Annotated in this window: 24 protein-coding genes; 12 read left to right on the top strand and 12 right to left on the bottom strand. The window is 42.2% G+C overall.

Annotated elements, in window-relative coordinates; all coding sequences use genetic code 11:
• Positions 1–17: 17 nt before the first annotated feature.
• Positions 18–314 (top strand): ribosome assembly RNA-binding protein YhbY, encoded by a 297-nt coding sequence (yhbY, locus tag HUZ36_RS14795; RefSeq protein WP_099640497.1) that lies wholly within the window; start codon positions 18–20, stop codon positions 312–314.
• Here yhbY and HUZ36_RS14800 read toward each other — a convergent pair.
• Positions 311–1558 (bottom strand): serine hydrolase domain-containing protein, encoded by a 1248-nt coding sequence (locus tag HUZ36_RS14800; RefSeq protein ID WP_125252864.1) that lies wholly within the window; start codon positions 1556–1558, stop codon positions 311–313. The two genes, yhbY and HUZ36_RS14800, sit on opposite strands and share 4 nt — an antisense overlap.
• A gap of 98 nt (positions 1559–1656) precedes the next feature.
• On the opposite strand from HUZ36_RS14800, the gene HUZ36_RS14805 reads away from it, so the two are divergent.
• The 4 genes from HUZ36_RS14805 (at position 1657) to HUZ36_RS14820 (ending at position 6380) form a co-directional block, all read left to right on the top strand.
• Positions 1657–2460 (top strand): hypothetical protein, encoded by an 804-nt coding sequence (locus tag HUZ36_RS14805; RefSeq protein ID WP_176033248.1) that lies wholly within the window; start codon positions 1657–1659, stop codon positions 2458–2460.
• Positions 2461–2795: 335 nt separating this feature from the next.
• Positions 2796–3503 carry a response regulator gene (locus HUZ36_RS14810; protein ID WP_147390816.1) on the top strand — a complete coding sequence of 236 codons (708 nt, stop codon included), beginning with the start codon at positions 2796–2798 and terminating at the stop codon, positions 3501–3503.
• A 21-nt stretch (positions 3504–3524) separates the two neighbouring features.
• A complete protein-coding gene (locus HUZ36_RS14815) occupies positions 3525–4811 on the top strand; it encodes a sensor histidine kinase (protein ID WP_176033249.1) in 1287 nt (428 codons plus the stop codon).
• Between the two features lie 222 nt (positions 4812–5033).
• A complete protein-coding gene (locus tag HUZ36_RS14820) occupies positions 5034–6380 on the top strand; it encodes a sodium-dependent transporter (protein WP_176033250.1) in 1347 nt (448 codons plus the stop codon).
• A gap of 229 nt (positions 6381–6609) precedes the next feature.
• Here HUZ36_RS14820 and HUZ36_RS14825 read toward each other — a convergent pair whose 3' ends face one another.
• Positions 6610–7065, bottom strand: a complete 456-nt coding sequence (locus HUZ36_RS14825) for a GNAT family N-acetyltransferase (RefSeq protein ID WP_176033251.1) — start codon at positions 7063–7065, stop codon at positions 6610–6612.
• A gap of 225 nt (positions 7066–7290) precedes the next feature.
• Complete coding sequence (locus tag HUZ36_RS14830; RefSeq protein ID WP_176033252.1) at positions 7291–8034, bottom strand: sporulation protein; 744 nt, start codon at positions 8032–8034, stop codon at positions 7291–7293.
• 131 nt (positions 8035–8165) lie between these two features.
• Here HUZ36_RS14830 and HUZ36_RS14835 point away from each other — a divergent pair, with 131 nt between their 5' ends.
• Together HUZ36_RS14835 and HUZ36_RS14840 are read left to right on the top strand one after the other, a co-directional pair.
• Complete coding sequence (locus tag HUZ36_RS14835; RefSeq protein WP_128729845.1) at positions 8166–9737, top strand: cation:proton antiporter family protein; 1572 nt, start codon at positions 8166–8168, stop codon at positions 9735–9737.
• 277 nt (positions 9738–10014) lie between these two features.
• Positions 10015–10302: a hypothetical protein gene (locus tag HUZ36_RS14840; protein ID WP_125252856.1), complete on the top strand. Its 288-nt coding sequence runs from the start codon at positions 10015–10017 to the stop codon at positions 10300–10302.
• A 110-nt stretch (positions 10303–10412) separates the two neighbouring features.
• Here HUZ36_RS14840 and HUZ36_RS14845 read toward each other — a convergent pair whose 3' ends face one another.
• The 6 genes from HUZ36_RS14845 to ilvY all read right to left on the bottom strand — a co-directional run bounded on the left by HUZ36_RS14845 (position 10413) and on the right by ilvY (position 18812).
• Positions 10413–11393 (bottom strand): sterol desaturase family protein, encoded by a 981-nt coding sequence (locus HUZ36_RS14845; RefSeq protein WP_176033253.1) that lies wholly within the window; start codon positions 11391–11393, stop codon positions 10413–10415.
• 71 nt (positions 11394–11464) lie between these two features.
• Positions 11465–13672 (bottom strand): TonB-dependent receptor family protein, encoded by a 2208-nt coding sequence (locus tag HUZ36_RS14850; RefSeq protein WP_176033254.1) that lies wholly within the window; start codon positions 13670–13672, stop codon positions 11465–11467.
• Positions 13665–14936: an imelysin family protein gene (locus HUZ36_RS14855; protein ID WP_176033255.1), complete on the bottom strand. Its 1272-nt coding sequence runs from the start codon at positions 14934–14936 to the stop codon at positions 13665–13667. The genes HUZ36_RS14850 and HUZ36_RS14855 overlap by 8 nt, the downstream gene beginning before the upstream one ends.
• 82 nt (positions 14937–15018) lie before the next feature.
• Positions 15019–16848, bottom strand: coding sequence for a DUF4856 domain-containing protein (locus HUZ36_RS14860; RefSeq protein ID WP_176033256.1), 1830 nt, complete (start codon positions 16846–16848; stop codon positions 15019–15021).
• A gap of 311 nt (positions 16849–17159) precedes the next feature.
• Positions 17160–17855, bottom strand: a complete 696-nt coding sequence (locus HUZ36_RS14865) for a response regulator transcription factor (RefSeq protein ID WP_147390659.1) — start codon at positions 17853–17855, stop codon at positions 17160–17162.
• Positions 17856–17918: 63 nt separating this feature from the next.
• Positions 17919–18812 carry an HTH-type transcriptional activator IlvY gene (gene ilvY / locus HUZ36_RS14870; protein ID WP_176033257.1) on the bottom strand — a complete coding sequence of 298 codons (894 nt, stop codon included), beginning with the start codon at positions 18810–18812 and terminating at the stop codon, positions 17919–17921.
• A 107-nt stretch (positions 18813–18919) separates the two neighbouring features.
• On the opposite strand from ilvY, the gene ilvC reads away from it, so the two are divergent.
• The 4 genes from ilvC to HUZ36_RS14890 all read left to right on the top strand — a co-directional run bounded on the left by ilvC (position 18920) and on the right by HUZ36_RS14890 (position 25032).
• Positions 18920–20392: a ketol-acid reductoisomerase gene (gene ilvC / locus HUZ36_RS14875; RefSeq protein WP_128729850.1), complete on the top strand. Its 1473-nt coding sequence runs from the start codon at positions 18920–18922 to the stop codon at positions 20390–20392.
• Positions 20393–20652: 260 nt separating this feature from the next.
• On the top strand, positions 20653–22554 hold the full coding sequence (locus HUZ36_RS14880) for a methyl-accepting chemotaxis protein (RefSeq protein ID WP_176033258.1): 1902 nt from the start codon (positions 20653–20655) through the stop codon (positions 22552–22554).
• 356 nt (positions 22555–22910) lie between these two features.
• Entirely contained in the window at positions 22911–24110 is a 1200-nt protein-coding gene (locus HUZ36_RS14885) for a tetratricopeptide repeat protein (RefSeq protein WP_147390656.1), read from the top strand.
• Positions 24111–24117: 7 nt separating this feature from the next.
• A complete protein-coding gene (locus HUZ36_RS14890; RefSeq protein WP_176033259.1) occupies positions 24118–25032 on the top strand; it encodes a M20/M25/M40 family metallo-hydrolase in 915 nt (304 codons plus the stop codon).
• Here the strand turns inward: HUZ36_RS14890 and HUZ36_RS14895 are convergent.
• Entirely contained in the window at positions 24960–25304 is a 345-nt protein-coding gene (locus HUZ36_RS14895; protein WP_206644475.1) for a GIY-YIG nuclease family protein, read from the bottom strand. The two genes, HUZ36_RS14890 and HUZ36_RS14895, sit on opposite strands and share 73 nt — an antisense overlap.
• A 162-nt stretch (positions 25305–25466) precedes the next feature.
• Between HUZ36_RS14895 and HUZ36_RS14900 the strand changes: the two genes are divergently transcribed.
• Positions 25467–25826 carry an outer membrane protein assembly factor BamE gene (locus HUZ36_RS14900; RefSeq protein ID WP_176033260.1) on the top strand — a complete coding sequence of 120 codons (360 nt, stop codon included), beginning with the start codon at positions 25467–25469 and terminating at the stop codon, positions 25824–25826.
• Between the two features lie 167 nt (positions 25827–25993).
• Here HUZ36_RS14900 and HUZ36_RS14905 read toward each other — a convergent pair whose 3' ends face one another.
• Both HUZ36_RS14905 and HUZ36_RS14910 read right to left on the bottom strand, forming a co-directional pair.
• A complete protein-coding gene (locus tag HUZ36_RS14905; RefSeq protein ID WP_125252844.1) occupies positions 25994–26332 on the bottom strand; it encodes an RnfH family protein in 339 nt (112 codons plus the stop codon).
• On the bottom strand, positions 26332–26766 hold the full coding sequence (locus tag HUZ36_RS14910) for a type II toxin-antitoxin system RatA family toxin (protein ID WP_176033261.1): 435 nt from the start codon (positions 26764–26766) through the stop codon (positions 26332–26334). Before HUZ36_RS14910 ends, HUZ36_RS14905 begins: the two co-directional genes overlap by 1 nt.
• Positions 26767–26830 lie beyond the last annotated feature (64 nt).

The raw sequence follows: 26830 nt of genomic DNA on the forward strand, positions 1-26830 counted from the left end.
AATAAGATTGTATCAATATGACCTTATCAAATAAACAAAAGCAGTTCCTAAAAGGGCTCGCTCATAACTTAAATCCAGTTGTGCTTCTAGGCGCTAATGGCCTCACCGAAGGCGTAATGGCCGAAATTGAGCAAAACCTAAACATTCACGAACTCATCAAGGTGAAAGTACCAACAAATGATCGTGAAACTAAGCAACTGATTTTTGAAGCAATTGTTCGTGAAACAAACGCGCACAAGGTACAGACGATTGGCCACATCATCGTGTTATACCGTCAAAGCGAAGACAAGAAAATTCAATTGCCACGTAATTAATTTTCTTTTGTCACGCTGCCTTGCGTCAAAGGTGGCGTGATACCTTCAAGTAGCTCAGCTTCTTCCGCCTTAACTCTTTTAATCTCTCGCTCACTCAACACCGGCATTAAAATAGCATCTCCCGTGAGTACATCTATCAAAAAGTCATTGGTGAGTTGATTTATTACACCGCTTTCAGCATTTAGCAACAAACTAAAGCCAATGCCTAGCTCGGGAATAATTACCACGTCTGTTCTATACCCTTGCACCCAACCACTGTGGTAGTAAAGGCGTTTACCATCATATTGATAGATTCTCCAACCCAGGCCATAGTATGCGGCCTCAACATGTTCACGCCATACCCGTCGACGTAACTCACGCTTAGTTAAAGTATAAGGCATTGATTGTTTACTTAATGCCTCAGGCGATAATACGCTCGGATATAAGCCCAATTGCGCTTTTAACCACTGTGCCATATCTGTCGCACTAGCATTCACACCGGCCGCTGGTAATACTTTATAATAGTGTTGCTTCAATTTAGCAGTGTGCCAACGTTTTCTTCCCCTGACATGCGGCCACGCAAAATTATTATCCTTCGTCATTTGCTCGACTCCAAGGCCTGCATCTCGCATATTAAGCGGAGCAAATATGAACTCCTGCATCCATGTTTGATAGCTGATCCCCGTTGTTTTCTCGATAACATCACCGATCAAACTAAACATGACATTCTGATACCCGTAACACTGGCCGGGCTGACACAGAGCTTCAACCTGTAATAAGCGCTCTACAATCTGTGGGTACTCCATTCGCGATTCAATTAAATTATCGTACGCGTTTGGTACCAAACCACTGGAGTGGCTCAGAAGGTGGTAAAGTTTAAGTTGGCTGTAGTCACCATCGATAAACTGCGGAAGATATAAGCTTACTTTGTCATCGATATTAAAATGACCTTCGCTCGCCAGCTTCGCTGCTAAGCTTCCTGCAAATGTTTTGGAAACCGAGGCTAGCCGAAAGCGAGTATGTTCATCAACACGACTGCCTTTTCGGCTTTTTGTCTGGCCAAACCCCTTTACGTAACTACCATGCTCAATATGCACAACAGACAAAGCAGCACCTGGTACCGATTTTTCTTTCAGTTTACGCTCGACTTGCTTAGAATAGCTCTTTAAAAATTGTGACCATTGCTGGTTTGGAGTTTTCGCGACCGTTATTTTTGAATAACTACAGCAAAAAATACAAACTAATGTGAGAATTAGCGACTTCATAATGACTCATTTCATTAACACTCGCTCGCCATACTAACATGATGAATTGGCGGAACTCACTAAATATAAGAAAATAACTGTTTATTTGAGGTATTTTAATGCGTTTAGTGCTAGCAGCTCTATGTACAAGTCTACTTATTGGATGTGTCACCACAGCGCCATTAGCGCCGAAACTAACGGTGCCACAGAAACCATTACTGAAAAAGTCAGTTTACCAAATCAGCTATAGTACTGAACTGAATTCGGCACGAATTAAGTCTGTACAACTGCCTGCACACCCACTCATTCAAGGTAACACCATAGCTATCAACGCGGCTAAAGTCAGCCTTACAGATACCTTACGAAAACAAATTGTTAGTTTATTAGAGCAAAAAGGGTTACAGGTTGTCGCCACAAAACAGGCAGACTACACGCTCACTATTCACCAGCTAGATTTAGAGTTCGCGGCGAATAAAACATATGCACTAGATAGGCCTAGAAATCCGCACCCACACATTGCCGAGCTGGCACAAAATTCTCCGGCATTTCAATGTGGCAATATTGTCGCTTCAGTAAGTATGCGCTTATCACACCAAGCATCTTCTGATGTTGTCTGGTTTGCTAAGTCATCAGTCGATAGTGCTGGATTTCAAGGGATCCCCTTACAATTTACCTTCACTGAAGAAGAAAAAATTGCCAATGAGCGTGAAATATTGTCATTTATTGCTGCTCAAAACACAGAAGAAGCTCGCCGTCAGCGCTCAAGTTCTCCTGTTGAGATACCAAGCTACAAAGTAACTAAAACGCTGTCTTCGCTGGAAAAAACAGCTGGTGCGTGTACGCAAACTGAAGTTTCAGCTCTAACAGCTGACATGCAGGTACATCTTGCAGAGAGTTTGATTGAAAAGCTCAACGTCAAATAAGTACAGTGTTAAACTCAATATTTAGGAAAAGCAATTTGCCGTAGCGTTGCGACCAAAGTTTTTGCTTTTCCTAGACACTTTCCTACACCTTTCTGCTGTCTATCTAGCTTGCTATATGAGCTGAGGTTTGGATAAGGAATGTTCCAACTCATTGTTGTTGCTAAAGCACAAGTTAACTTTTCCGTGTCCAGCTTTCGCTAAGGTACCTACGTCCTGTAGGTAAGTTGAATTTAAAAAATGGAATAAATTTTAGATTACCAACCTACACTTATTTACAGACACAAGCGCTTCTGTGATTATACTCGACAGGGAAATACTAAAGTTTGGAGCAAAAGATGGAGCAATACGGTACTATTTTACTGGTTGAAGATGATATCTCACTGGCACAGTGGGTAGCGGAATACCTCGATAATCAAGGCTATAAAACTCATTGCTGTTATCGTGGTGATGAAGTCATTGAGCGCGTTAAGTCTTTAGACCCCGATCTTGTACTGCTCGATCTGATGTTACCTGGTAAAGACGGCATTAGCGTTTGTCGAGATTTACGTCAATTTTATAATAAACCCGTAATTATGCTTACCGCCAAAGATGAAGAAATGGACGAAGTCATCGGTTTAGAAGTCGGTGCTAGCGACTATGTAATTAAGCCTGTTCGCCCTCGTGCTCTTCTTGCTCGGATAAAAGCTAACGTAAGAGCAGCACAAGAAAAGCCCCTTGACCATCAAGCAGCAAAGCATGAGTTAGTCGTCGGTCAACTAACGATAGATACGCAAGCTCGCAAGGTATCTGTCGGCGCTCAAGAAATTATCGTTTCGAGCGCAGAGTATTTATTGCTACAATTTTTAGCAAGCCATGCTGGGGAAGTCGTATCTCGTGACGCTGTATTTAAAGCGACAAAAGGGCGTGAATATGATGGCCTTGACAGAAGTGTTGATGTATTGATTTCTGCATTGCGCAAAAAGTTTAATGATGACCCTCAAAACCCTGAAAAAATCAAAACCGTGTGGGGAAAAGGCTACTTGCTTGTCCCCTCAGCTTGGTAACGTCTAAAGCATACCGTTATTGTGAAAAAACTTTATATTTACCTGCTTGCCGGAGCGCTGGTTTCTATTTTTGTCCTCGGCTGGGTTATAGATACCTATAATCAACAAACTGCCCCAATTGAAAATAGCTTTGAATGGCAAAGTAAATTAATGTCAGGTTTAGCGATACAAGTCGCTGAAAAGAAACCAGATGCTCGCCTTGCGGCTACAACAGTTATTGCCGAACAATTTGGTCTTCATATTACCTACAAGGATGGTGACACCCTCGCCATGCCCACTGAGCTAAAGCAGCAAATGCTATTACCTGAAGGGCTGGTAATTGAAAACGAAAATGTCTATCTACTCAAAACAACGCCCGACATGGCACCAGATTATATAGAGCTGGAGTGGCGTCCTGAAGTCGAACAAGCGGATTATGACGTTTTACTGACATTATTTTTCTATGGCGGCATTTGTGCAATTTTGTGGTTCATCTTATCACCGTTAGTTAAGCGTTTAATTGTGCTCAATACCGCAGCAAAGCATTTTGCCAGCGGCAACCTGAGTGCACGTATCACTCCAAATCACTTCACTTACATACGAGATTTAGAAAACACATTTAATCGCATGGCCAGTCAAATAGAAAAGTTAATGGCCGAAAATAAACTCATGGCTTCAAGTTTATCTCATGACATAAGAACACCAGTTGCATGTTTGAGGTTTGGGCTAGATGCGGCCCTAGATGAAGACGACATTAGCGCAATACATGATTATTTGGGAAGGATGGAGAAAGATTTAGACCAAATGGAAGACATGCTGTCTAGCTATCTTTCCTTTGCTACGCTTGAGCAGAAGTCACATTTGCTAAAACATGAAAGTACTAGCCTATCTCGCTACGGTAATGACCTTATGGAGCAAATGCAGCCCAAACTGCAAAAAAACCAACTATCGGGTCGCGTTGAGGTGCCTGAAACGTTATCAATCACAGGTGATCTCCATTGGCTCGCCCGCGCTATCAGTAACTTGATTAGTAACGCCTGTGACTTTGCTACCAGTACAGTATTACTCAGTGCCTATCGTTCTGAGCATTGGTTAACGATTACTGTTGAAGATGATGGCCCTGGGATCGCAAGACAAAACTGGGACAAAGTTTTCAGTCCATTTTTCCAAGAACAAACTCATCGTAATAGAGCTGGAAAAAGCTATGGTTTAGGCCTTGCTATCGTAGCCAAGGTCATGGATTGGCACCATGGAAAAGCTACAGTGAGTCAATCAGAGCGGCTAGGAGGGGCAAAATTTGTTCTTTCACTCCCCTGTAAAGAAAAATAATTAATGTAAATAAGTCGCTACACTGTGACATACCCATTGTAGAATTAATTGTGAAAACATTAAGTTATAAGTGCTTAAACGTGCTTTTGGTGCAACATACGAGTTACGACTAAAAATCCGCCTCAACCTTGCGCCAAATCAAGGTAATTTACTCTTTTTATTTCTTTTTAATTACAGTAGATTGTCATCGCCGTTAGCAATTTTTAGAGAAGTATAATAATTATGAGCAATATCCGAGGAGAGTTCAGCTCTCGCTTTGGTTTTATTATGGCTGCCGCAGGTTCTGCGGTTGGCTTGGGAAACATTTGGGGGTTCCCGACACAAACCGCATCAAATGGTGGTGCAGCATTTGTTCTCGTTTATCTAGTTTTGGCGTTCTGTCTCGCATATCCAGCGTTAATGGCAGAGTTAGTTATTGGCCGTCATGGTCAAGCGAACGCAGTTTCTTCGCTGCGCAAGCTCACCAATACAGCCTGGCAGAGTAAGCTTGCCTTTGTGGTGGGCTTTGGTGGGATTATCTGTGCGGGTCTGATCCTGAGCTTTTATGCCATTGTAGCTGGCTGGATGTTTAGTGCGACGCTAGAGCCAATTGCAGAAATCACCGGCGCAGTGCAAGCACAGTCATGGCTCGAAGACGCTTCAATGTCACGCAATATTGTCTTTACGGCGGCCTTTATTGCGCTTACGGTGCTTATCATCAGTAAGGGAGTTGAGAATGGCATCGAAAAATGGTCAAAACGACTCATGCCAGCACTTATCGGCATTCTGTTTTCATTGATAGCGTACGTATTAACACAAAATGGGGCTGTTGAAGGGTTAAGGGTTTACTTAGTGCCTGATTTTTCATCCGTGCTCAATCCGCAGTTATTAGTCGATGCACTGGGGCAAGCATTTTTCTCACTATCACTTGGTACGAGTGTAATGATTATCTATGGCTCCTACATTAGTAAGAAAGAGAACTTAGTATCACTCGGTGCCATGGTTACACTTATCGATGTGTTTATCGCATTTGTCGCAGGTCTATTGATTATTCCAGCGATGTACGTTGCACAGGCTCAAGGCGTTGAGATTTTTGCAGCTGATGGTGCTCTGCTCAACGAAGACACCTTAGTCTTCCAAGTACTTCCAGCGTTGTTCGATAGTATGGGTAGCATTGGTCTGTTGGTAAGCTTTGCATTTTTTGCGTTAATGAGCATTGCAGCGCTAACTTCTTCAATCTCAATGTTAGAAGCACCGGTTTCTTATGCTGTTGAACGTTTTGCTTTAGGCAGAGTTCAAGCTACTTGGATTATTGGAGCGCTGGTAACCGCTGTCAGCTTGACTATTTTGGTCAATATTGAAACATTATTTGGCTTCACGGTTAGCCTGACAACCAAATTTGGTCAACCGTTATTAGGTATGCTTTGCTGTGTATTTGTCGGCTGGATTTGGCATCGTGCAAAATTGCTCAAAGAAATCGAATCAGGCTGCCCCGAAGTCGCAAATGGCCTGTTTTGGAAAATTTGGCCTTGGTATATTCGCTTTGTCTGCCCAGTTGCGATTGCTGCAGTATTCTTAAACTCACTGTAAACACAATTTATACCAAGCTTTTCAAAAAGGGGCAGAACTTCTGCCCCCGCTATAATGATCTATGTTGTTATACCAATTTTCTTAATTAAGTGGTCTATTTGAGGCGAGAAAATCGTGTCGATAACTAGGCGAAAATTTTGCTATTTAGTTGTTCTAAGTAAGAAATTTTTAACGCAGTTAGCGTCAGATTTACTCCTTCAAATTGAGCAAGTATTAAGTCAAATTGGTATTAGCTATGCTTACACTGTGTGTACACCATATCCTGATGTGGGATCCCATCTTCCAGGTATTCTGATCCTTGTTTCACAAAACCTATTCCCGAATAAAATTTATCAAGATAACATTGCGCCGAGATAACTAAGCGTTGATGCGGTATTGATTGCTCACAGCTGGCGATGGCTTTTTCCATTAATGTATGGGCGACGCCCTTACCACGCATGTCTGCAGAAACAATGACACGACCAATTGAAGCGACCGAATCTGACTGTCGATAACAACGTGCGTAAGCCAATATTTTCGTGTTACTTTGCAAAAATAGATGCTGTGTTTCTGGTGCTCTATCTACATCATCAATCTCAGGGTAAGGGCATGCCTGCTCGACAACAAACACATCCACCCTTAATTTTAAAATCTCAAATAGTTCATCTTTCGTGAGCGTATCATAACTTTCTACCCGCCAATCCATCACTGCCTCAATAAGTTGTTATAGCCATTTGAGCTTGATGTACGTCAATCTAGGAAGTGATTCTAGCTTCACGGCTTTAGTTGCTGCATGCTCAAAGCCATGAGATTGACTGACCAGCTAGGACAAATGGTATGGTTTAAAATAAAAACGCCCAAGCATCGTTGGGCGCAAAAATATACTTGTGTCAATATGGCTTAATACCCTCTGGGTTTGCTGAGTTGCCCCTTATGAAAACAAACGTTCGAGCTGATCGCAAAGCTGAGAAATATTGACATGATCGTGCTCAATCGTTAGATCGACGTACCCATCTCCCCTAAACGCTCTGTCAAGTTCAATCAAAACATGGGTTTTATGTGCTTCTGGTACAAAAGAAAGTTCAACTTCTTGTAAACCAAACAGAGAACGTGATTGTGGCTTATATTCCAGTTCTTGATAGCAACCAGAGACAGACTGAAACTCTGATGCTCGCAAGTAGCCTTTTTCCACATCAGCCTTAACCAAGTTAAAGCCCAAACGTTCCATCGCTGTCATACATGCTTTAACAGCTTCGTTAGGATAAATATGCAGTGCATCTTTATCTGTAGGGTCAAGAGCTAAATCAATGTCCAATCCAGTTTCGACCCAAACATGGCAGCGATTAAATCCAGCATTAATCTCTGTGATTGGGGTTTCTGAATGAAGCCTTGCCTCAAACGGGATCACCTTTTGCTCCCCAGGCTCTATTGTAAAGCTCCCGCCTACTCGCCATCGGTCAATAACATGGTTGGTAAAGTACTCACCGTCTTCACCTTCAACTTTTACTCTCGTTAATAGCGCAAGCTCAAGGCCAGTTACCTCTTGGCTAACATCACCACCCTTTACTACAATTTGCGCTTGAAACTTCTGTCCCGGGTGCAAATGCTCTGTTTCCAACACAGTATCAACTTTTGCCGCACCGATACCGACAGATGCTAGGATCTTCTTAAACATTACGTCTCCTGTCCGGTATGTCCTTACCAGCATCATAACCATATTTTTTCACACTTGTCAGCGAAAATTTATAATTTATATATCAGGATGTTTTGATACACTGCTGTTATCTTGGATTAAAATATTAAGTTATGGAACTGCTCTATTTTGCTGTCGCGTTTGCATGTGGGTTTTCAGTTTACCAGTTGAAACTTCCCCCTCTCATTGGTTTTTTAATGGCTGGCTTTGTCTTAAACTTGCTTGGTCACAAAACCACAGATCTACTCACCCAACTCGCTGATCTTGGCGTCACACTGTTATTATTCAGTATCGGTTTGAAATTACGTGTTGGAAACCTAATCAAACCACAAGTTTGGGCACCAGCTAGCATGCACATCATCACGAGCAGCGCATTCTTTGCAAGCCTTTTACTGATGTTAGGTGCGATGAGCTTACCACTGTTTACTGAACTTGACTGGCAAAGTGCATTGCTTGTGGGTTTCGCCTTTAGCTTCTCTAGCACGGTGTTTGCGGTAAAGGTCCTCGAGGAACGAGGAGAAATGGCAAGCCTACATGGTAAAATATCGATTGGTATTTTGGTTATGCAAGATATTTTTGCAGTTATTTTTCTTGCGGTTAGCACCGGGAAGGCACCAAATATCTGGGCGTTAGCATTATTGATCACACTACCTTTGGTTCGCCCCGTGATGTTTTGGATATTGAGTCGCTCGAAACACGGTGAGTTACTCCCTCTATTTGGCTTCTTTTTTGCCTTAGTGGCAGGTTATCATGCCTTTGAGTTTGCAGGTCTAAAAGGTGACTTAGGCGCACTAATAATGGGCATGATTTTCGCACCTCATAAAAAGGCGGGTGAACTTTCTAAGGCGCTGCTCAATGTGAAGGACATTTTACTCGTCGGGTTTTTCTTAAATATTGGCTTGAATGCCACTATCACATTAGATGCGTTACTTATCGCTATGTTACTTGTGCTGGTATTGCCAATAAAAGTGTCTCTATATTACCTATTCACCAATATGTTTAAGCTACGTGCTCGTACCTCCTTGTTAAGCGCTTTTACCTTAACCAATTATAGTGAGTTTGGCCTTATTGTTTGCGCTGTAGCTTCAGCATCTGGCGCTGTTGCTGCTGATTGGTTAGCCGTTGTTGCTATCGCCGTATCTATCACCTTTGTCGTTGCATCCCCTTTGAACAAACGCTCAAATGAGATATATGTTAAGCTGGAGCCTTGGCTATTAAAATTTGAAAGCCAGGATCGCTTAGAAGAAGAGCTTCCTGTTAATCTTACCGATACTAAGATTGTTATCTTTGGCATGGGCAGAATTGGTACTGGTGCCTATGAAACCATTCAAGCAAGCTTTCCCAATACCGTCGCAGGCGTAGATATAAAACCTGAAGTAGTAGACAAGCACGTATCTCGAGGTCGTAGAGTATTAACTGCCGATGCCACAGATCCTGATTTTTGGCAGCGGGTAAATCACTCTGAAGTAGAAATGGTCATGCTGGCGATGCCTAAACATATGCAGAACATTTACGCCTTAGAGCAGCTGAAAGCATCAGGATACGATGGACAAGTTACCGCTATTGCTAATTATCCAGATCAGCAAAGAGAGTTAGAGGAAATGGGAGTAAATTCTACCTATAACTTCTACCTAGAAGCTGGTAGTGGTTTTGCAGAGCATGTGAAAGAAAAATTGTTCACTTAAATTCGGTAATCAGTTCTCAGTATCATTATTGGTACTGAGAACTATTTCCATATTCATATCATTAAGTTACTTCTAGACGTCTATTCTATTATTTCATTCTACTCATTATTCGATTTACAAAGCTTTACATCCAAGATGGTAATTGACACCAACTTCAGAGTAAACTGGACACATCGGATTTGCCGTAAGTATCTATTTTATGAACATAAATTGATAATTAGTGGCTTTTTTACTTCTGCTCGCCGGATTGTGAGCAAGCTATACCTTTGGGGGTTTCATGATGAAAAATAAATCAAATGGTCAATTTTCTGCAGTAGTGGATGATGTCAAGGCTGCGCCTTTTTCAGACCTCCAAGATAGACTTGATGCAATACAGGACGGTGGAATGACAGCGCTAACAATTCGCAGTGTTTTGTTCCATAAAATGCTAGATCTACACTCGGTGCCGTCAGATCACTTTCTAAGAGATCAAGAAGCACCTAGCGGACTAGAAGATCCAAAAATGCTGATAAAAAAACTAAATGAGTTGGGATTCTACCGCAGTTCGGCTTCACAGTTACATTAAAACGATTTAGGGAGCCTACTCTCCCACATAGGCTGACAATGCCCGTCGTCAGCCTATTTTCCTCTTTCTATCTTCAGTTCCTTTTGCCTTATCAACCTGAAATCTTACAATTAGCGAGGCTTTAATGGGGGATGATTTTTCTTGTTCTTTGGCAGCAAGGTTTTCCAAGCCAGCTTAAAAGGCTTTAAATAGATAGCCGTTAAGGTGTCATGACCTGCATCATATTGTCCAACACCAATCGTTATTTTTTCTGCCTTGGAAGCTTTAATCAGTGAACCATACATTCTATCCCAGATGGCCAAAGCAGATCCTAAATTGGTATCAAAGTGCGCAGGGTTATCACTATGGTGCACCTGATGTTGTGCAGGACTAATAAACCACCCCTCTATCTTATCTCCCCAACTCAGCCAAATATGAGAATGCCGTAAATTGGCACCACAAATATTAAAGATAAAAACAAACGCGTTCGCACCAAGAATATCGTACATACTGAGGCTACTACCGAATACATAGTATCCGCTACCAACGACAATTCCTTGGGTAAGCGCCATACGGCACGCATATAGGTAACTCTCAATAGGGTGAGAGCGATAGATAGTAAATGGTGTTAATACACTTGCAGAATGATGTACTTTATGAAATTCCCATAAGAATGGAATTTTATGCAGCATAAGATGTAATAGAAAACGGGTTAGATCGTCTACTATAAATAAAAATAAAGTGAAGAGTAATACAACTACCCATTCGGGTGCGTCCAAGTGTAATGCAGGACCAAACATCGCTTCAAGTGCACTAGACAGAGCGAGCGCTACAGGCACCATAGTCAATACGATTGGCGTAAAAGTCGCAGCTTTTATTAAACGATTAGTCACGAGCAAACAATAATCTAATTTTGCACTTTGACACCACCATACCCGCTTGGGGAACATAAATCTTAAAAAACCTTTGCCGCTTCTAGCTTGCTCTGCTGCAAAGTACACGGGAATCGCCATTAAGATAGCACTAAACAAATATGGCAAATACACTCTCTTATTAGCATCAAATAAATAACCTGGGAGATCGATAATGCTTTGCCATAGTTGCTCTAACATAGTTACTTCCATCACAAAATAATAATATGCTCAACTGGGCGGCTCTAGTATAAGAGCCGCCAAAAGAAAGCTTAGAATTGGTACTTATACCCCAAACTAAACTGCCTAGGTTTACCCGGGCGTGCACCATAAGGTCGACGACTGACGATTTCTGTTTCGTCAAAAAGGTTGTCTACTTTCGCATATACTTGGCCATACCGACCTAATTCATAGCTGGCTGATATATCAACAATCGTCGTATTAGGCACTTCTGCGCCCTCTAGTACAAGCTCGAAGTCTTCTGTACTTCTGCCCGCAGCTTCAGACATTTCACTGATGTATTTCACCGCTACATTTACTTTCCAGTCACTTGCAGCTAGCCCTATATTAAAGGTTGCTTGATGCGATGGTAAGTATGGAAGCTCATCGCCCGCTTTGATATAACCCCACTGAGCGAATGTTGTAGCACGCTCATTTTGGAACTCACCTTTGGTATAGGTGTATGTCAAACTATACGGAATATCTATCTGCAGATTTAATGGGTAACGCTGTGCAAACTGCATTTCTAGACCATAAACATCAACTTCACCACCACTAAACTGTTGGTCTTGCTGATCGTTTACGCCACAGTTCGATTGACCGCAGCTTTCGTTCAAGTTTTCATAATCATTAAAGAAGCTCACAATTTCAAACTGTGTTACGCCATCATTAAAGCGACCACCAAACTCATAGTTGACACTTTTCTCTAACTCTATATCTGGATCTTGCAGTGGTGATGAAGGTACAAACCCTTGATGCACCCCGAATAACAGACCCGCATCATCAGAGAGTTGATAAAAACCACTAAGGCTTGGTAACCAAATTCTAGTTGTTTTATCAATCCACACATCTGCGTCTTTGTTATCTTGATATGACATATCCATCAGCTCACCACGCAAGCCCACACCGAGAGTCAAGGCATCAAGTTGCACTTTATCTTCGATGTAGACTGACCAAGCCTTGGTGTTTTCTGTGTTGAGAGAAGTGAACTGTTTCGACCCTTCAATCAGTGTCGAGATCCCATTTTCCATGGCATAGGCTTGTTCAAAATGCTTGCGCTCAATTTCATCTTCATGAAAACGAACCCCGACTGAAATATCGTGAGTCAAGCCAAACATTGTTAAATTACTATTAGCGTCGACTTGCAGCCCTTGAGAGAAATACTCGCGGTCATTGGTTCCCATATTCAAGAAAATATTTGAGCCAGCCACAACTGAATCCCGTGCTCCTGTGATCACACCATATTCATTTGCAAACGATTCCGGGTTTGCAATAATTTTGGATAATGAAGCACCACCTTTAGCGCCTACACCATTGAGCTTTAGCCATGCACGCTCATAGTCATTGCGATAAAGTCTTGTGGTCACGTTTACGCCGTTACCGTCGAGTATATGCGAAAGCATGATTTGAGAGTGCTTAGTATCCATTTCAGCAGGTTGAGAAGCTGCGTATCGGCGGTAAGGATTTTGAGCAAAGTCTTCCTCTGTTAAGCCAAGGTATGTTTCATCAGATAGTTCATCTGCATAGCTTAGCTTCAGCCCAAACGTGTGGTCATATCCACCTTGAGAAAGTTTATAATTAAACTTTGCCAATATATCATTTTTTTCAAACCCAGTATCTCCACCGCCATCTAGCTCTTTAAAACCATCGGCTTGCAGATTTACCGCTTCAAATAGAAAACCAACATTATTCACCACAGAACCGTAGTAACCATGTGCTTTGGCGTAGCCGTCACTACCAACAGCCACGTCAATTCCGCCTTCGGTAAACTCAGGAACTTGACGGGTTACTAAATTAAGTGCGCCAGCTACCGTTTGTGGGCCATGTTTAATTGCCGCGGGTCCTTTAAAGACTTCCACAGCTGTCATTCTAGTCGGTACAGGAAAATAGTAGGCAGCGGGAGCCGAGTAAGGAGACGGGCCGATTAACACGCCATCTTCCATAATCGTGATCTTCTTGCTGCGCTCTGGTGTCACACCGCGAAATCCAATGTTCGGCCTCAAGCCATAACCATCTTCTTCACGGATATTAACGCCAGGTACGTTCGACAGAATACGGTGAATATCATCATATTCATATTCCGCCAACTGCGCCTCTGAAAGCAAAGTTGCAGAGCCTGCTTCTTTTCTCAGTTTATCATGATGACTAATAATAGAGATATGTTCTATATCTTGTTTATCGTCTGCAGCTTGTGCTTGAGGTAGCGCGATTATCACCGCTGCCGCCAGTAAAGATTTCTTTATTATAGTGCGTTTAGTCATTGTCACCTGCCGAAGTTTTTGGAAGCTCTAATGCAAGTTTCTCAATAAATTCTGTTTTCAGATCGTCAGTTACCTTTTTAACATCTGAGTGTGCCTGCGTAACTTGTTCAGCAGATGTCGCGAGCTCTGCTTTTAAGCTCCCCGTTATTGCCAACAAAGTTGCTTCTGCGGCATCAAGACCGGCAAGCATACGCGCCTTGACCTCATCACCTTGCTCAGCTTCGAGGAAGTCGTCAAAGCCCAGCGTATTTTCTGGATCTTGACCGTTACCTGTAAAAATATTCCTAAATGCACGAATATTCGCCAGTAGGTTTTCTTTTGAATGTTCAGCAATTGGCGACTCAACTGCTTCTGGACACGCTTCTAATCCACAAGCATTCGGAAAGCCCAAACCAAGAGGCGTTGCAATTTTGCCGTCTTTGAGCTCTTCAGTCATATAAAAAAGTGCTTTGGAGATTTCATTAAGTGCCAAATGTGGGGTGTCAAATGCTGAGCCTGGTTGACCCGCATTCAGTAGTTGCTTTGCGTAGCCATTATCACCACTCCATTGAGTGAGTAATGTGTCGCTATGCCCTTCGATGTCTTTAGCAACAGCAGTTGCAAATTCGCAGCGAGCAATACGCTTTTCTTGATCAGAACGGTTATTCCATGGTGCCAGTGCATCATTCACGGTTGAACAATTATGCACAAGGTTGGTGCTAAATAATAAGTGTTCAAGTGCAGTTAACCCTTTGCGATTCGCGGTACGCTGTGTAATGTCGTAAGGGTTGTTGCTATTCCCATTAATCACACCAGCTTCAAAATACACCACATCTAAATCTATGTCACAAAGAGAGCCCGTTGCAGGCCAAACATAAATATTATTTTTTAATTCTTTACTGTTGGTGGTAAGCGGTCCCACCTGCATCAACTCAACGTATTGCCACCCCATCATGGCTGCGCGCCAGCTATCTTGAGCTCTTTGCTTCAACGTCGCTACATTTTGTGCTGAGTTTTTTTCACCTGAACAGTAATTTGCAACTTCCAGCTGTTGCGTTACAGCCAGTTCGTTAAACTGTGTTACCGCTGGGGTCAGCACATTGTTTACCAAATTAGCAACCAAAGCAGCTTCATCAAACTGTGTCGGTAAGGTCGGGTTGTCAGTGCCTGAATTGTCATTGTCTTTTACCCCAGACCCTTGACTGCTTGAAGTGCTTTCTCCACAGCCCGACAATATTAACGCGACCGCAAACGCTGCGGCGCTTAAACGTGTAGATACTCTCATTAGCGTTCTCTATTATCTATATACAACAAAAGGTTAGCTGATACATCGGCTAACCTTTTTACGTTATAAAGCAAAGTGTAGATTACCAGTTGGCAACATTCTCTGCATCAAAGCCATAGGCATTTGCAATAATGCTACGAGCTTCTAGTAATGCGCTCTTATATGCTTCTACTTTATCAGCAGCAAGCTCTGGCTTATCACCCATTAGCTCATGAATTTTAGCAAAGTCAGCGTCTGTTACTGGAGAAAATGGATTAAACTGGAAGTTCAAAGCAAATCCTTTCATCTCAGACCAGTGCTTCGCGACAGTATAGAATTTATCAGCGTCAAAATTACCAGATGCAATATCGTCTAAATCGCCGTCATCATCAGAGATTGTGTCGTTAATGTAGTGTACAACTGTTGCTGCAATTGACTTTTCCCACGCAAGAAGTGCTTGGTTACGCAGTGTCTCTAAACGCGCTTTATCTTCGTCTGACCACTGAGCAACATTAGTACCAAAGTTATCTGCGATAAGTTTACGTGCTTCAATAAAGGCTAGCTGAGCCTCAGCTGTAAGATCTGTCGGTTTTGTGTTTGACTCTGTACCACGGTCTCGCTTCGCAGCGTTAGTTGAATTACCAAAGTTATACTCTGACAGTAGGTTAATTTTACCGTCTTTGTCTAAATCATGATAACCACTGCCATATGCTTCACGGCCACCTTTTCCTGCAATTTCATCATCGGTGTAATCAAGATAGTCGATAGCAGCGCCAAAGTATCCATAACCTTCGTCAAACTTGTGCTCAAGGTCAGTATAGCTCTTGCCATCCGCCAGTGCTGCATTATTTGCTGATTTATCACCAATTAGTAAGTCATCAAGGTAGTCATCTGCTGCTTGGGAAAGAGATACTGCACCGTTTAAGTGCTTTTGTACCAATTGAGCTAAGTCTAGGCCTTCTGGTGTCACGTACAATTTATTCAGGGTCACTTTTGTGCCATTGTGCTCAGCTTCGATGGTCGAGCCATTTTCAAATTGAGTCAGTTGAGCTTCTAGCAGGTCTAGATAATGTAACACTAGGCCTTCAGGAGTTTTTGGCTGCGTGCCAAAATCACTCCAGCCGATCATATTGCCGTCTTCTTCCCATGCTTTATGCATGTAAGTGCTATCGCGGCCTGCAATTTTGCCACCTTCACCAGCTACTTTTTTAAGTGAGCTAGAGATTTGTCCAAGCGTGGTTTGTTGTGCGTTAATTGCTGCAGCAAAGTCAAGTGTTTCGTCAAGTACCACTGCGTCTGTTGGCATTAAGAAGTTTTTGATTTGTGTTATTGCCGCAGCCGCTGTTTTCTGATCTGCCGCATTTCCAATCGTTTCGTTGTCTAGCTGACCCATCAAGCTCTTAACATGAACCATTGCTGCATGACGAGCAATCTGTCCTGAGTAAGATACCGAAGAAGCGCCTTGAGTATTGTTGAAAGCGTAACGGTTAACGCCTGCTTTATTTTCTTCGCTGATCTGCTGAACTGAAATCTCGGTTTCAACTTCTGTTTTTGCACCTTTGCTGTCAGTTGCAGTGATAGTTACCGACACTTTTCCGCCCTCAACCTGCTCAAAGTTTAGCGCGTTTGCAGCTTTCAGTTTTACCACACCTTCCACAATTTCAAAGCGATTATCTGAGATAGTCAAAGTTAACGCGTTAATTGCATCACTGTCGTCAGCGAAAGAAATATTTGCAACTGCAGCGCCAAGACTGTCTTCAGAAACTGAAGCGCTTTCAACTGTGATAGTTGGCGCAGCATTAGTAGCCGGTGGGGTTGTGTTGGTATTGTCATTATTGTTTGAATCGTTGCTAGAAGAGCTCCCACCACATGCAGTGAGGCCTAAAGTAGCAGCAAGGATAGCAGTCGTTAACAGAGACTTTTTAAGTGCCATTGATTTGTTCCTTTGAGACTAATTATGTTTATATTTTTCATAACTAGGCGTAAAGTATACACACACCTAAATAGCAATCAATATTATTTGCATTGTATAAATAACAATTTTTCCAACTTTGCTACCTTGATACACTTCTGCAAATCACCGTAGCTGTGGAATAAGATTGATATTATCTAATAAAAAACAACAGCATAAACTTATTAAAATAAGTTTATGCTGTTGTTCAATCGATTAGTTTAACAAATTTGTACGAAGTGTATCTTCGAAAAATTCGAAGTATCTTTTGCGCTAAATCAAATTATATTTTGCTAGTTCCAGACATCTGTTACAAACAAGTAACCTTGGCGCCATATTGTTTTTATTTTTTCAGGCCGACTTGGGTTGTCATATAACTTTTTGCGAAGGCGGGAAATTCGAACATCTATTGTGCGTGTGTCTGGTCGGTAATACTTACCCAAAATCTGTTCATATACAAACTCCCTTTTCACCACTTTGCCACCGTTACTGGCGAGTAGCCATAATAATTCAAACTCATGGGTGGTCAGATCGATGCGCTCTTGCCCATAACTTACCCGACGCGTATTTTTGTCTATATGCAGTTGACCAAAACTTAATTGTTGCGGTGTATCATCATAATGTGCATTCGCTGACTGCCTTCTGAGCAGAGCATCAAGTCTTGCTCGCCATAATCTAGGCTTGGCATCTTTAGAAATAACTTCATCTGCACCTAATTCTAAAAACAAGCTATGAACATCTTCATCATCGCTATCAAGACTCACAATAACAGGCGCTTTAAACTTTTGTCTAAACTGGTTAATTGAGTCACAGGTCGGTACAGACGCAATAGTCTGATCCAACACAATGCCGTTTATCGACTTACCAGAAAGGCCATTTAATTGACCTAACTCTCTTAACAACTCAACTGTATAGCCCTGCTCTTCGAGCATTTTTTGTTGCGATGTCAATATATTATTATTGCTTTGTGCAACCAAGATAGTAGACACGGACGCACCTCATTCATTCAACATGGATGGGCACAGTGTAGTCACGCAACCTGAATGGATGCTTTACAGCTTAAATAATCCTTTTGCCGTACCCCAAAGGGCTTTTACTACTGGGTCATATAATCTTTTATTCTTAGTTACAAGCCCTATTTCGATCTCATCCGATCTAAGCTGTAGCAACTGAACTTGATTTTTAAATGGGCTTTGGCTGATCACAATCTCTGGCACACAGGCAATCCCAAAGCCCAAACTTGCAAGTGCAACCATTGCTTCATGGCCCGAAACATGCGCATATACTTTCGGTGAAAAGTTGTGCTTTTTGCAAAAGAGATCAATACGCTCTTTTAGTACGCCTTGCTCTGGCATGATAAAAGACAGGTGCTGCCAAGGCATTTCACCCTGACTATGTGTTTCAATCAACTGTTTCAGCGGGCAATCCATCGTTGGGCCAATAAAGACTAACCGTGAACGCCCGATTGGTAAATACTCAATGCCACTTGGTAAGTGTTTGGGCTTAACCGCGACAGCAACGTCCTCCTTACCACTGGCAACCTCTGCAATAGAATGAGCCGGATCTCCGGTAATCAAATTCAGCTCAACGTTTGGATATTGTGCACGAAACTGTGCAAATAAATCATAAATAAAGCTGTATGTCGCGGTTACCGAGCAAAACAAGCTAAGCTCACCGGTTAAAGGCTTATCATCATCCAAGCACTCGGTTTTAAATTGACGCCAACTCGCAAGCGTTGACTGAGCATAGTGCACAAATGCTTTGCCTTGCTGGGTTAATTCAACCGTTCGGTTGTCTCGTAAAAATAAAGCGGCACCAACTTCCTCTTCTAATTGTTTAATTTGTCGGCTTAAGGTCGGCGGACTCACAAAGCAGCGTTCACTTGCTCTTGAAAAGTGTAATGTATCTGCTAGCGCCAAGAAATATTTTAATTGTTTATGGTTCACGGTATTTCACCTTTTGAAACACTATGGTTCAAATATATCATTTTACGTAATTAAAAGTTAGCCCTACTCTGAGCTTAATTTATTTCTATCCAGAGTCAGGAAATACCATGTCGAATTACTTTAATACTTTATCTTTACGTGAGCAATTGGCTCAACTTTCGCAATGTGAATTCATGGATCCCAAAGAATTCGAACAAGGTGTCGACGTGCTAATCGGAAAGAAGCTAGTCATTGTCGGCTGTGGCGCACAAGGCTTGAACCAGGGGTTAAATCTACGTGACTCGGGGCTCAATGTAAGCTACGCGTTGCGTCCTTCTGCCATTGAAGAAAAGCGTCAATCTTTTTTAAACGCTTCAGAAAATGGATTTGTAGTAGGCACGTATGAAGAATTGATCCCGGATGCTGACTTAGTACTTAATTTAACGCCAGATAAACAGCACACCGCGGTAGTTAATGCAGTTATGCCGTTAATGAAACAAGGTGCAACACTCGCTTATTCTCATGGCTTCAATATCGTCGAAGAAGGCATGCAGGTGCGTGAGGACATCACTGTCATTATGGTTGCGCCAAAATGTCCTGGCACTGAGGTACGCGAGGAGTACAAACGTGGCTTTGGTGTACCTACGCTGATTGCAGTTCATCCAGAAAACGATCCTCAGGGTAAAGGTCTGGCACAAGCTAAAGCTTACGCAGCAGGAACCGGTGGCCATCGTGCCGGTGTGTTAAAATCTTCATTCATCGCAGAAGTAAAATCGGACTTGATGGGCGAGCAGACTATTTTATGTGGCATGTTACAAACTGGCTCACTGCTATGCTTTGATAAAATGGTCGAAGAAGGGCTCGCGCCTGGATACGCATCGAAACTAGTACAATACGGCTGGGAAGTCATCACTGAAGCACTAAAGCATGGTGGCATAACCAACATGATGGATAGGCTTTCAAACCCTGCAAAAGTAAAAGCATTCGACTTGAGTGAGCAACTAAAAGCGCTGATGCGCCCTCTGTATAACAAACATATGGATGACATCATCAGTGGTGAATTCTCTTCCGGTATGATGGCTGACTGGGCTGAGAATGACACAAAATTACTCACTTGGCGCGCTGAGACCGCACAGACAGCATTTGAAAAACAAGCCAATGCTGATACTGAGATTTCAGAACAAGCATTTTTTGACAAAGGTATTTTAATGGTGGCAATGGTAAAAGCAGGTGTAGAGCTTGCCTTTGAAACCATGACAGCCGCGGGGATCATTGAAGAGTCTGCGTACTATGAATCACTTCATGAAACCCCATTAATTGCCAATACTATTGCGCGTAAAAAGCTATTTGAGATGAACCGAACTATTTCCGACACAGCTGAATATGGCTGCTATTTATATAACCATGCCTGCTTGCCTTTGTTAAAGCCGTTCATGGAGGCCATTACAAAACAAGAAATTGGTGAGGGGTTAGCTGGCGATGATAATTATGTTGATAACCAGAAGCTCATCGCGGTCAATCGAGCTATCCGCAATCATCCGGTAGAAAAAATTGGTGAAACACTGCGTGGTTACATGTCTGAGATGAAGAAAATCGTGTAATCAGTATAGATAAATTTGCAACAAATACAGTTCGCTTGTTAGTAACCAAGGCCGCCTTCTTCCCTGAGATCGTGGCCTTTTATCACCTACTCTCAACCTTAACTCTCATTTATCTCATCATGATTTAACACTAAGTTCTGATATTAACGTTATTTTATAATTCTAAATTATTTTTTCGAAACTAACGCCGTTACTTGTTCCGAGCTGGTTATTTACTATGCTAGAATAATCGGTTCCACGGGATTACACACACAAATCGAATGCAAAACACAGGCTTAACAATTACTCAGAGAATTACCCTGTTGGGTAGTATCATTGCGATTGCTGTCGCTTGTTTAATCGGGTTTACCTCGCTTTACAGCGCCAAGACATTAATCAACGAACGAATGATGCAGTCGGAGTTACCTAGTAAAATCGAAAGCATCAACAAGTCGTTACACATGCAAATAGATACACTAAAAAACGCAGCTCAACAGCTTTCTAGTAACCTGCTTATCACACAAGCAGCAAAACAAAATACCTTAGATGAGCAACTGTTGGTTGACGAACTCAAGCGTATCGCAACGCAATATGACTTGGTTACAGCATCTTGGGCAAACCGCGATACCCGCCAGTATTGGAATCAAAAAGGCTTTTTACGTGTCTTAGACCGGCAGCAAGATGGTTGGTTTTTTGGCTTTACCAACAGCGCTGAAGCTTACTCAATCAGCATCTACCAAGAAGCACCAGGGGATGTGAAGATGTTCGTTAACCACCAGCAATTAGCTGGGGTAGGTTTAGCTGGACTTGCAAAAAGTATTGACGATATGCAGTCAATGCTCGCCAACATGAAAATCGAGCAAACAGGCTTTGTATTCGTTGTCAATAAAGAAGGGGTTGTGCAATTGCACCCTGACGCAAGCAAAGTCGCAAAATCTTCACTTGAGGATTTCTATGGCCAACAAAGCCATGACCTAACTTCATCAAGACAATTTATTGTTAAGGAGCTCGAAGTTGATGGCGAAGCTAATTTAGTTGCCGCAAGCCCAATTCCAGAGACCGATTTATTTGTGATTGCTCAGGTCCCAACCAGTGAAGTTAACAGTGGGATCACGGCTCTGCAATGGCAAATCATCGGCTTTTCGCTGGTGATAGCTTTAGTTGCCAGCATCATTAGTATGTTATTAGCTAAAAATCTCAGTGCACCACTGAAGAAAATGGCTGAACTTTTCGAGCAGCTAGGAAGTGGCAATGCAAAACTAAACTATCGCTTGCCAGATTCCGCACAGCCTGAATTACAAGCGCTAGCTGGCGGCTTTAATCAGTTTATTAGTAAAATTGAGGAAGCGATCCACTCAGTAGCTGAAGAGAGCCGCTCAATTCGTATTACTAGTGAAGCTGTGTTTAAACAAAGCCAACAAAACTCACAATCTTTGGACGATCAAAAGTCACAAACTATGTCTGTTGCTGCCGCGATTAATGAGATGGGTGCAACAGTACAAGAAATTGCCAGCAGTGCAACGAGTACAGCCAAGCTCACTGAGCAAAGTAAAGCTTCAACCAAAGACAGCAGACTGGGTGTTCAACAAAGCCAAGAAACACTTCATCTATTGGCTGGAGATATTGATAATATGGCAGGTCAAGTGGCGACATTGGCACAAAAGACCCAATCAATTGCTAATATTGTTGACGTCATTAGAGGGATCTCTGAACAAACTAACCTGCTTGCCCTAAATGCGGCAATAGAATCAGCTCGAGCCGGTGAACATGGTAGAGGGTTTGCAGTAGTAGCAGATGAAGTGAGAGCCTTAGCAAGTCGAACTTCACACTCTACAGATGAAATTCAAGCAACAATCTCTGAACTCACTCAAGTATCTGACAACATAGTCAATCAAATACAGCAGTCTAGCACTCAAGCGGAGCAAAGTGTCCAAACTATGCAAGCCTCAGTAGAGCTAATGCTTGAGATTTCAGAAACTGCAAATCAAATAAACGACATGACTGCATTGATCGCAACAGCAACGGAAGAGCAAAGCAACGTAGTGGCCGATGTGGGTCGTAACATTGAGCAAATTAGTGAAATTAGTGATGCTGTAATGAATGAACAGCTCGACACTGAACAAGCGATTCAACGTTTAGCGGATTCTGCCAAAACGCTGGATGACTTGGTCGCCAGCTTCTAAACAGCCAAAGTAACAGCGCCTGCACCACATTGTGTGGGCGCACTTTTATTGGGTACTCTCCCCGTTGTTACATCAGGTAACAAATATAGTCGCGCATTCATAGCGCTTTTAGTCTACATTCATAACTAGAAACAGTTAATCTGTGACTTGATAAACCAAAATCGATGATACCATTTTAGCGTTCTATCAAAATAATATATGGTGGAAAATTCGACACCGACTGCCTGAAAAGCTTATAGTAAAAACTTAATTGGAATATTTTTTAGCTCATTCGGATAACTACTTTAGCGATATCAGGACACGATAGCGGAGTTATCGAGTTAGTTACAGCGAATAGAACACTGCTAGGAGGTTGTATGAAGGCGGTTACTCAGTGTTTAGTGGTTATCCTAACGGCTTTACTCAGCGGGTGTAACAGCACACCCAAAGCGACTATCGATACCTCAATTCTAAACTCAACACATCACTTTAATATCCAACAAGTTGAATCTCACAAAGATGTTTTTCAGTTGAATAATGAGATCAAGGCTAAACTAGAGCACTACTTCCATAATGAAGAAATTGGGGTAAAACGTGCAAAAATGCTAATGGAGTTTTTGGTCAATAGCGGAGATGATTCATTATCCTATTTATCAGGTGCAAACCTAACCGCTAGCCAAGCATTCAGTAGTATGAACGCCAATTGTTTATCGCTGTCAATTCTAACACATGCCATCGCAAAACAAGTGGGGTTGAAAACTCAGTTTCAGCGCGTACATATCCCAGAATATTGGGATGAAAGCCAAGGCTATAGTCTGCTCACAGGCCATGTAAATATAAAAATATTTGAAGTAGACAATACTCAAGATGCTATTAAAACCCTATATGTAAAACCCACCTCGGTAACCGTTGATTTTGATCCAAACAGTCGAAACCAACACTTTAGCACCAGTTCAATCTCGACAGGCACTATTTTGTCTATGTTTTACAATAACAAAGGTGCAATGGAGATGATCAAAGGCGATCTAGATATGGCGTACAGTTACTATCGTGCGGCGATAGAGAGTGACCAATATCACGATGGAGCTTGGGGCAATCTCGGCATTCTCTACCGGATCACAGATCAATACCAGCTTGCGGAGCGGGCTTACCAGCAGGCCATTGCAATTAATAAGGATAATCGTAATGCCCTTGGCAATTTAGCAAAGCTATATTATTTAACCGGAAGAAACGATGACGCAAAGACGATTGAAAGAAATATTCACGAACAAAGAAAAAACAACCCTTATTATATGCTGGTGCTAGGCAACGAAGCATTTAACAGTGGTGATTTTAGCCGCGCTAAGCATTTTTACATACAAGCAAGGGAGCTGGATAAAAACCTTCATGAAAGCTATTTTGGCTTAGCTAAAGTTGCTTTTGCACAAAATGACAAAAAAGCTGCGGACCGGTACCTAAAAAAAGCATATAACACAGCATCATTCGAGCACGACAAGCTGCGTTATGAAGGAAAGTTAGCACTACTAAAAAGTATCGCAAATAACCAACCTTCTGAAAACAATAATAAAGAGAGGTAAACTTCGTATGTTAGGACGTAACTTCGGCATAGCTTGTGCATGTGCCCTATTCGTCTGGGGGTCACTACCAAGCGTTCAAGCTCAAAGTGGCTCACTGATAACCGATTTAGAAACGCTCACAAGTGTCAGTCATCGTGGAAGGAAAAGTGGTAGCAAAAGTCCAAACATTAGCGCGCGGTATATTTATGACGCCTTTCGGGCGTCAGGCGCCAATCCTAAATATCAACAATTTACTTTTAGAGCGGGCATTTTTAGCAAAGATACCGGCCATAATGTCACCGCTACTCTCCCCTGCACACAGCCTCGATGTGACACCCCGATTGTGATCAGCGCTCACTATGATCATTTGGGCACGACGGGAAGAAAGCACTACCCAGGCGCAAATGATAATGCCTCGGGTACAGCCGCAATGCTTTACATCGCAAGACAACTCGCTAAAACGAATCGCTCTCGAGATATTTTATTCGTCGCAACAGATGCTGAGGAGCGCGGCCTTCATGGGGCTAAGTTTTACGCCAAACAATTAAACCAAGACATCGCCGTTAATATTAATTTAGATATGTTAGGAGTAAACAAGAGCAACCGCCTATTTGCGTTATTTTCTCCGGGGTTTAGTCAATTCAAATCGCAATTAAAGAGTATAAAGCAAGCACCGCTGAAGTTAACTGTCGTTTCATCGCAGCGAAAAATGGCACGCTATACCGATAACCCCCGTATCGATTGGCATAAAGCCAGTGACCATTACGCTTTTTATCGCAACGGGATACCCTATATTTATTTTGGTATTGGAGAGGACAAGCATCACCATACTACCAAAGACACTGTAGAAAACATGGATATTGATAAATATCAGGCTGGGGTTGCGCTCATCAGTGACTTTATCTTATCGTTGACACGCTCTCCTTTAGACTCAACCAGCTGAACCTTTTGAGCCTTGGTGAGCTGCTTAACTTGCCACTCGAGTTTGGAGGCATGCCTTCTAGAGCCCACAGCAAATTGGAATTTAAGGACAAGAGGTCCTTTTCCTCTTAGGTTTTTTGCTCCTTTACCGCTTTGGTGTTGATGAAAACGCCTCTCTACATCAGTCGTGATACCGGTGTACCAATGCCCAAAGCGTGTTTCTATAATATACAAACTCCACACTGCCTGATGATCTGCCCTGTCAGTTTGATTAAGTAAAGCTTGCCCAAGCAATTTACTTACCTCCTTAATTTGAACCTAAAACGGTTTTTTGCACCTATTGCAACTTACAGACGAACTTTTTACACTTAACGCAGTCCAAATCCGCTAAGAGACTTTACCTTCTCTGTGCAATCGGTATCATGCTAACAACTGATAATAAGGATACACAATTTCATGCTGTCTAATAAAACCCTTTCTGTTTGGCTCAGCGCTGTAGTTATGACTGTGTTTTTGTCTGGCTGTTCAAGCTGGATTTATCGCATCAACGTGCCACAAGGTAATTTCTTAGAGCAGTCAGATGTAGATAAGCTTCGAGTGCAAATGAGCAGAGAGCAAGTATTATATGTACTCGGCACACCATTGGCAAAAGACGCGTTTAACAATAATATCTGGCACTATCAATATGTGTTTAATATTGATAGACCATCAGAGGTAAGAAAATCATTCAGTGTCTATTTTGAGAATGACAAGCTAGTGCGGATCAGTGGTGACTTTGAAGAACCTGAAGAATTTAACACGCCGCTAGATTCATAACTAGTCGGTCTGTATTTCGTAGTCAAAGGGGAAATGATTTCCCCTTTTTTAATGCTCAACACCCATTCAGTGCTTGAAGCTAAGTAACCTGAGCTTCGGATAATTAATGCCTTTCTAGCAGTCAGTTAGCGTCAGATTTACTCTTTCAAATTGAGCAAGTATTAAGTCTAATTGGTATTATTTCCAGGTGTCGTTGGACGACCTCCAGTGATTTTACTCGCTCGCCCTTCCTCTTTTGCTTTTTCTGCTCGACGTCTGCGCGCTTCTTTTGGATCAGCTATAAGTGGACGATATATTTCTATTCTATCGCCATCATTCACTACTTGATGTAGCTTCACCGTGCGATTCCAAACTCCAAGCGTTAAATTATTTGCATCAATCTCTGGACACTTATCCAATATGCCCGATTGTAAAACCGCTTGCTCAGCCGAGGTTCCCTCTGGTACGTCAACTGACACAGATGTTGCTTTGTCAGGTAATGCAAAGACCACTTCAACTTTTATCATTATCTTGCTCCGTACACGATTTTAGCACGCTGAGTAAAAGCAGATACCATATTTTTGGCTACTTCATTGAATAATTTACCAAATGCTATTTCTATCAATTTACTGGCAAATTCAAACTCCAATTTTAAGCTCACCTTACAAGCTTGCTCATCCAGCTCAGTAAACTCCCAATAACCATGCAGTGATTTAAATGGGCCGTCAACTAAGCGCATTCTCACACGATTACCATCGAATTCATTTTTGGTGGTAAACCATTTTTTTAAGCCTGCTTTTGATATTTCCAAGCTAGCAGTCATTCCCTGTTCATCGCTATTGATCACCTTGGCATCTGAGCAATGAGGTAGGAAATTAGGGTACGCATCAACATCATTCACAAGTTCAAACATTTCTTTGGTGCTATACATCACCAAAGCACTTTTTTCTATCTGTGGCATAGACACTCCAACTCTTAATAAGGGGATTTTATCAAGGTTTTGCAGATTTATCTTGTTTGCAGCC

This window comes from Pseudoalteromonas sp. McH1-7, from assembly GCF_013366255.1.
Lineage (GTDB): Bacteria > Pseudomonadota > Gammaproteobacteria > Enterobacterales > Alteromonadaceae > Pseudoalteromonas > Pseudoalteromonas peptidolytica.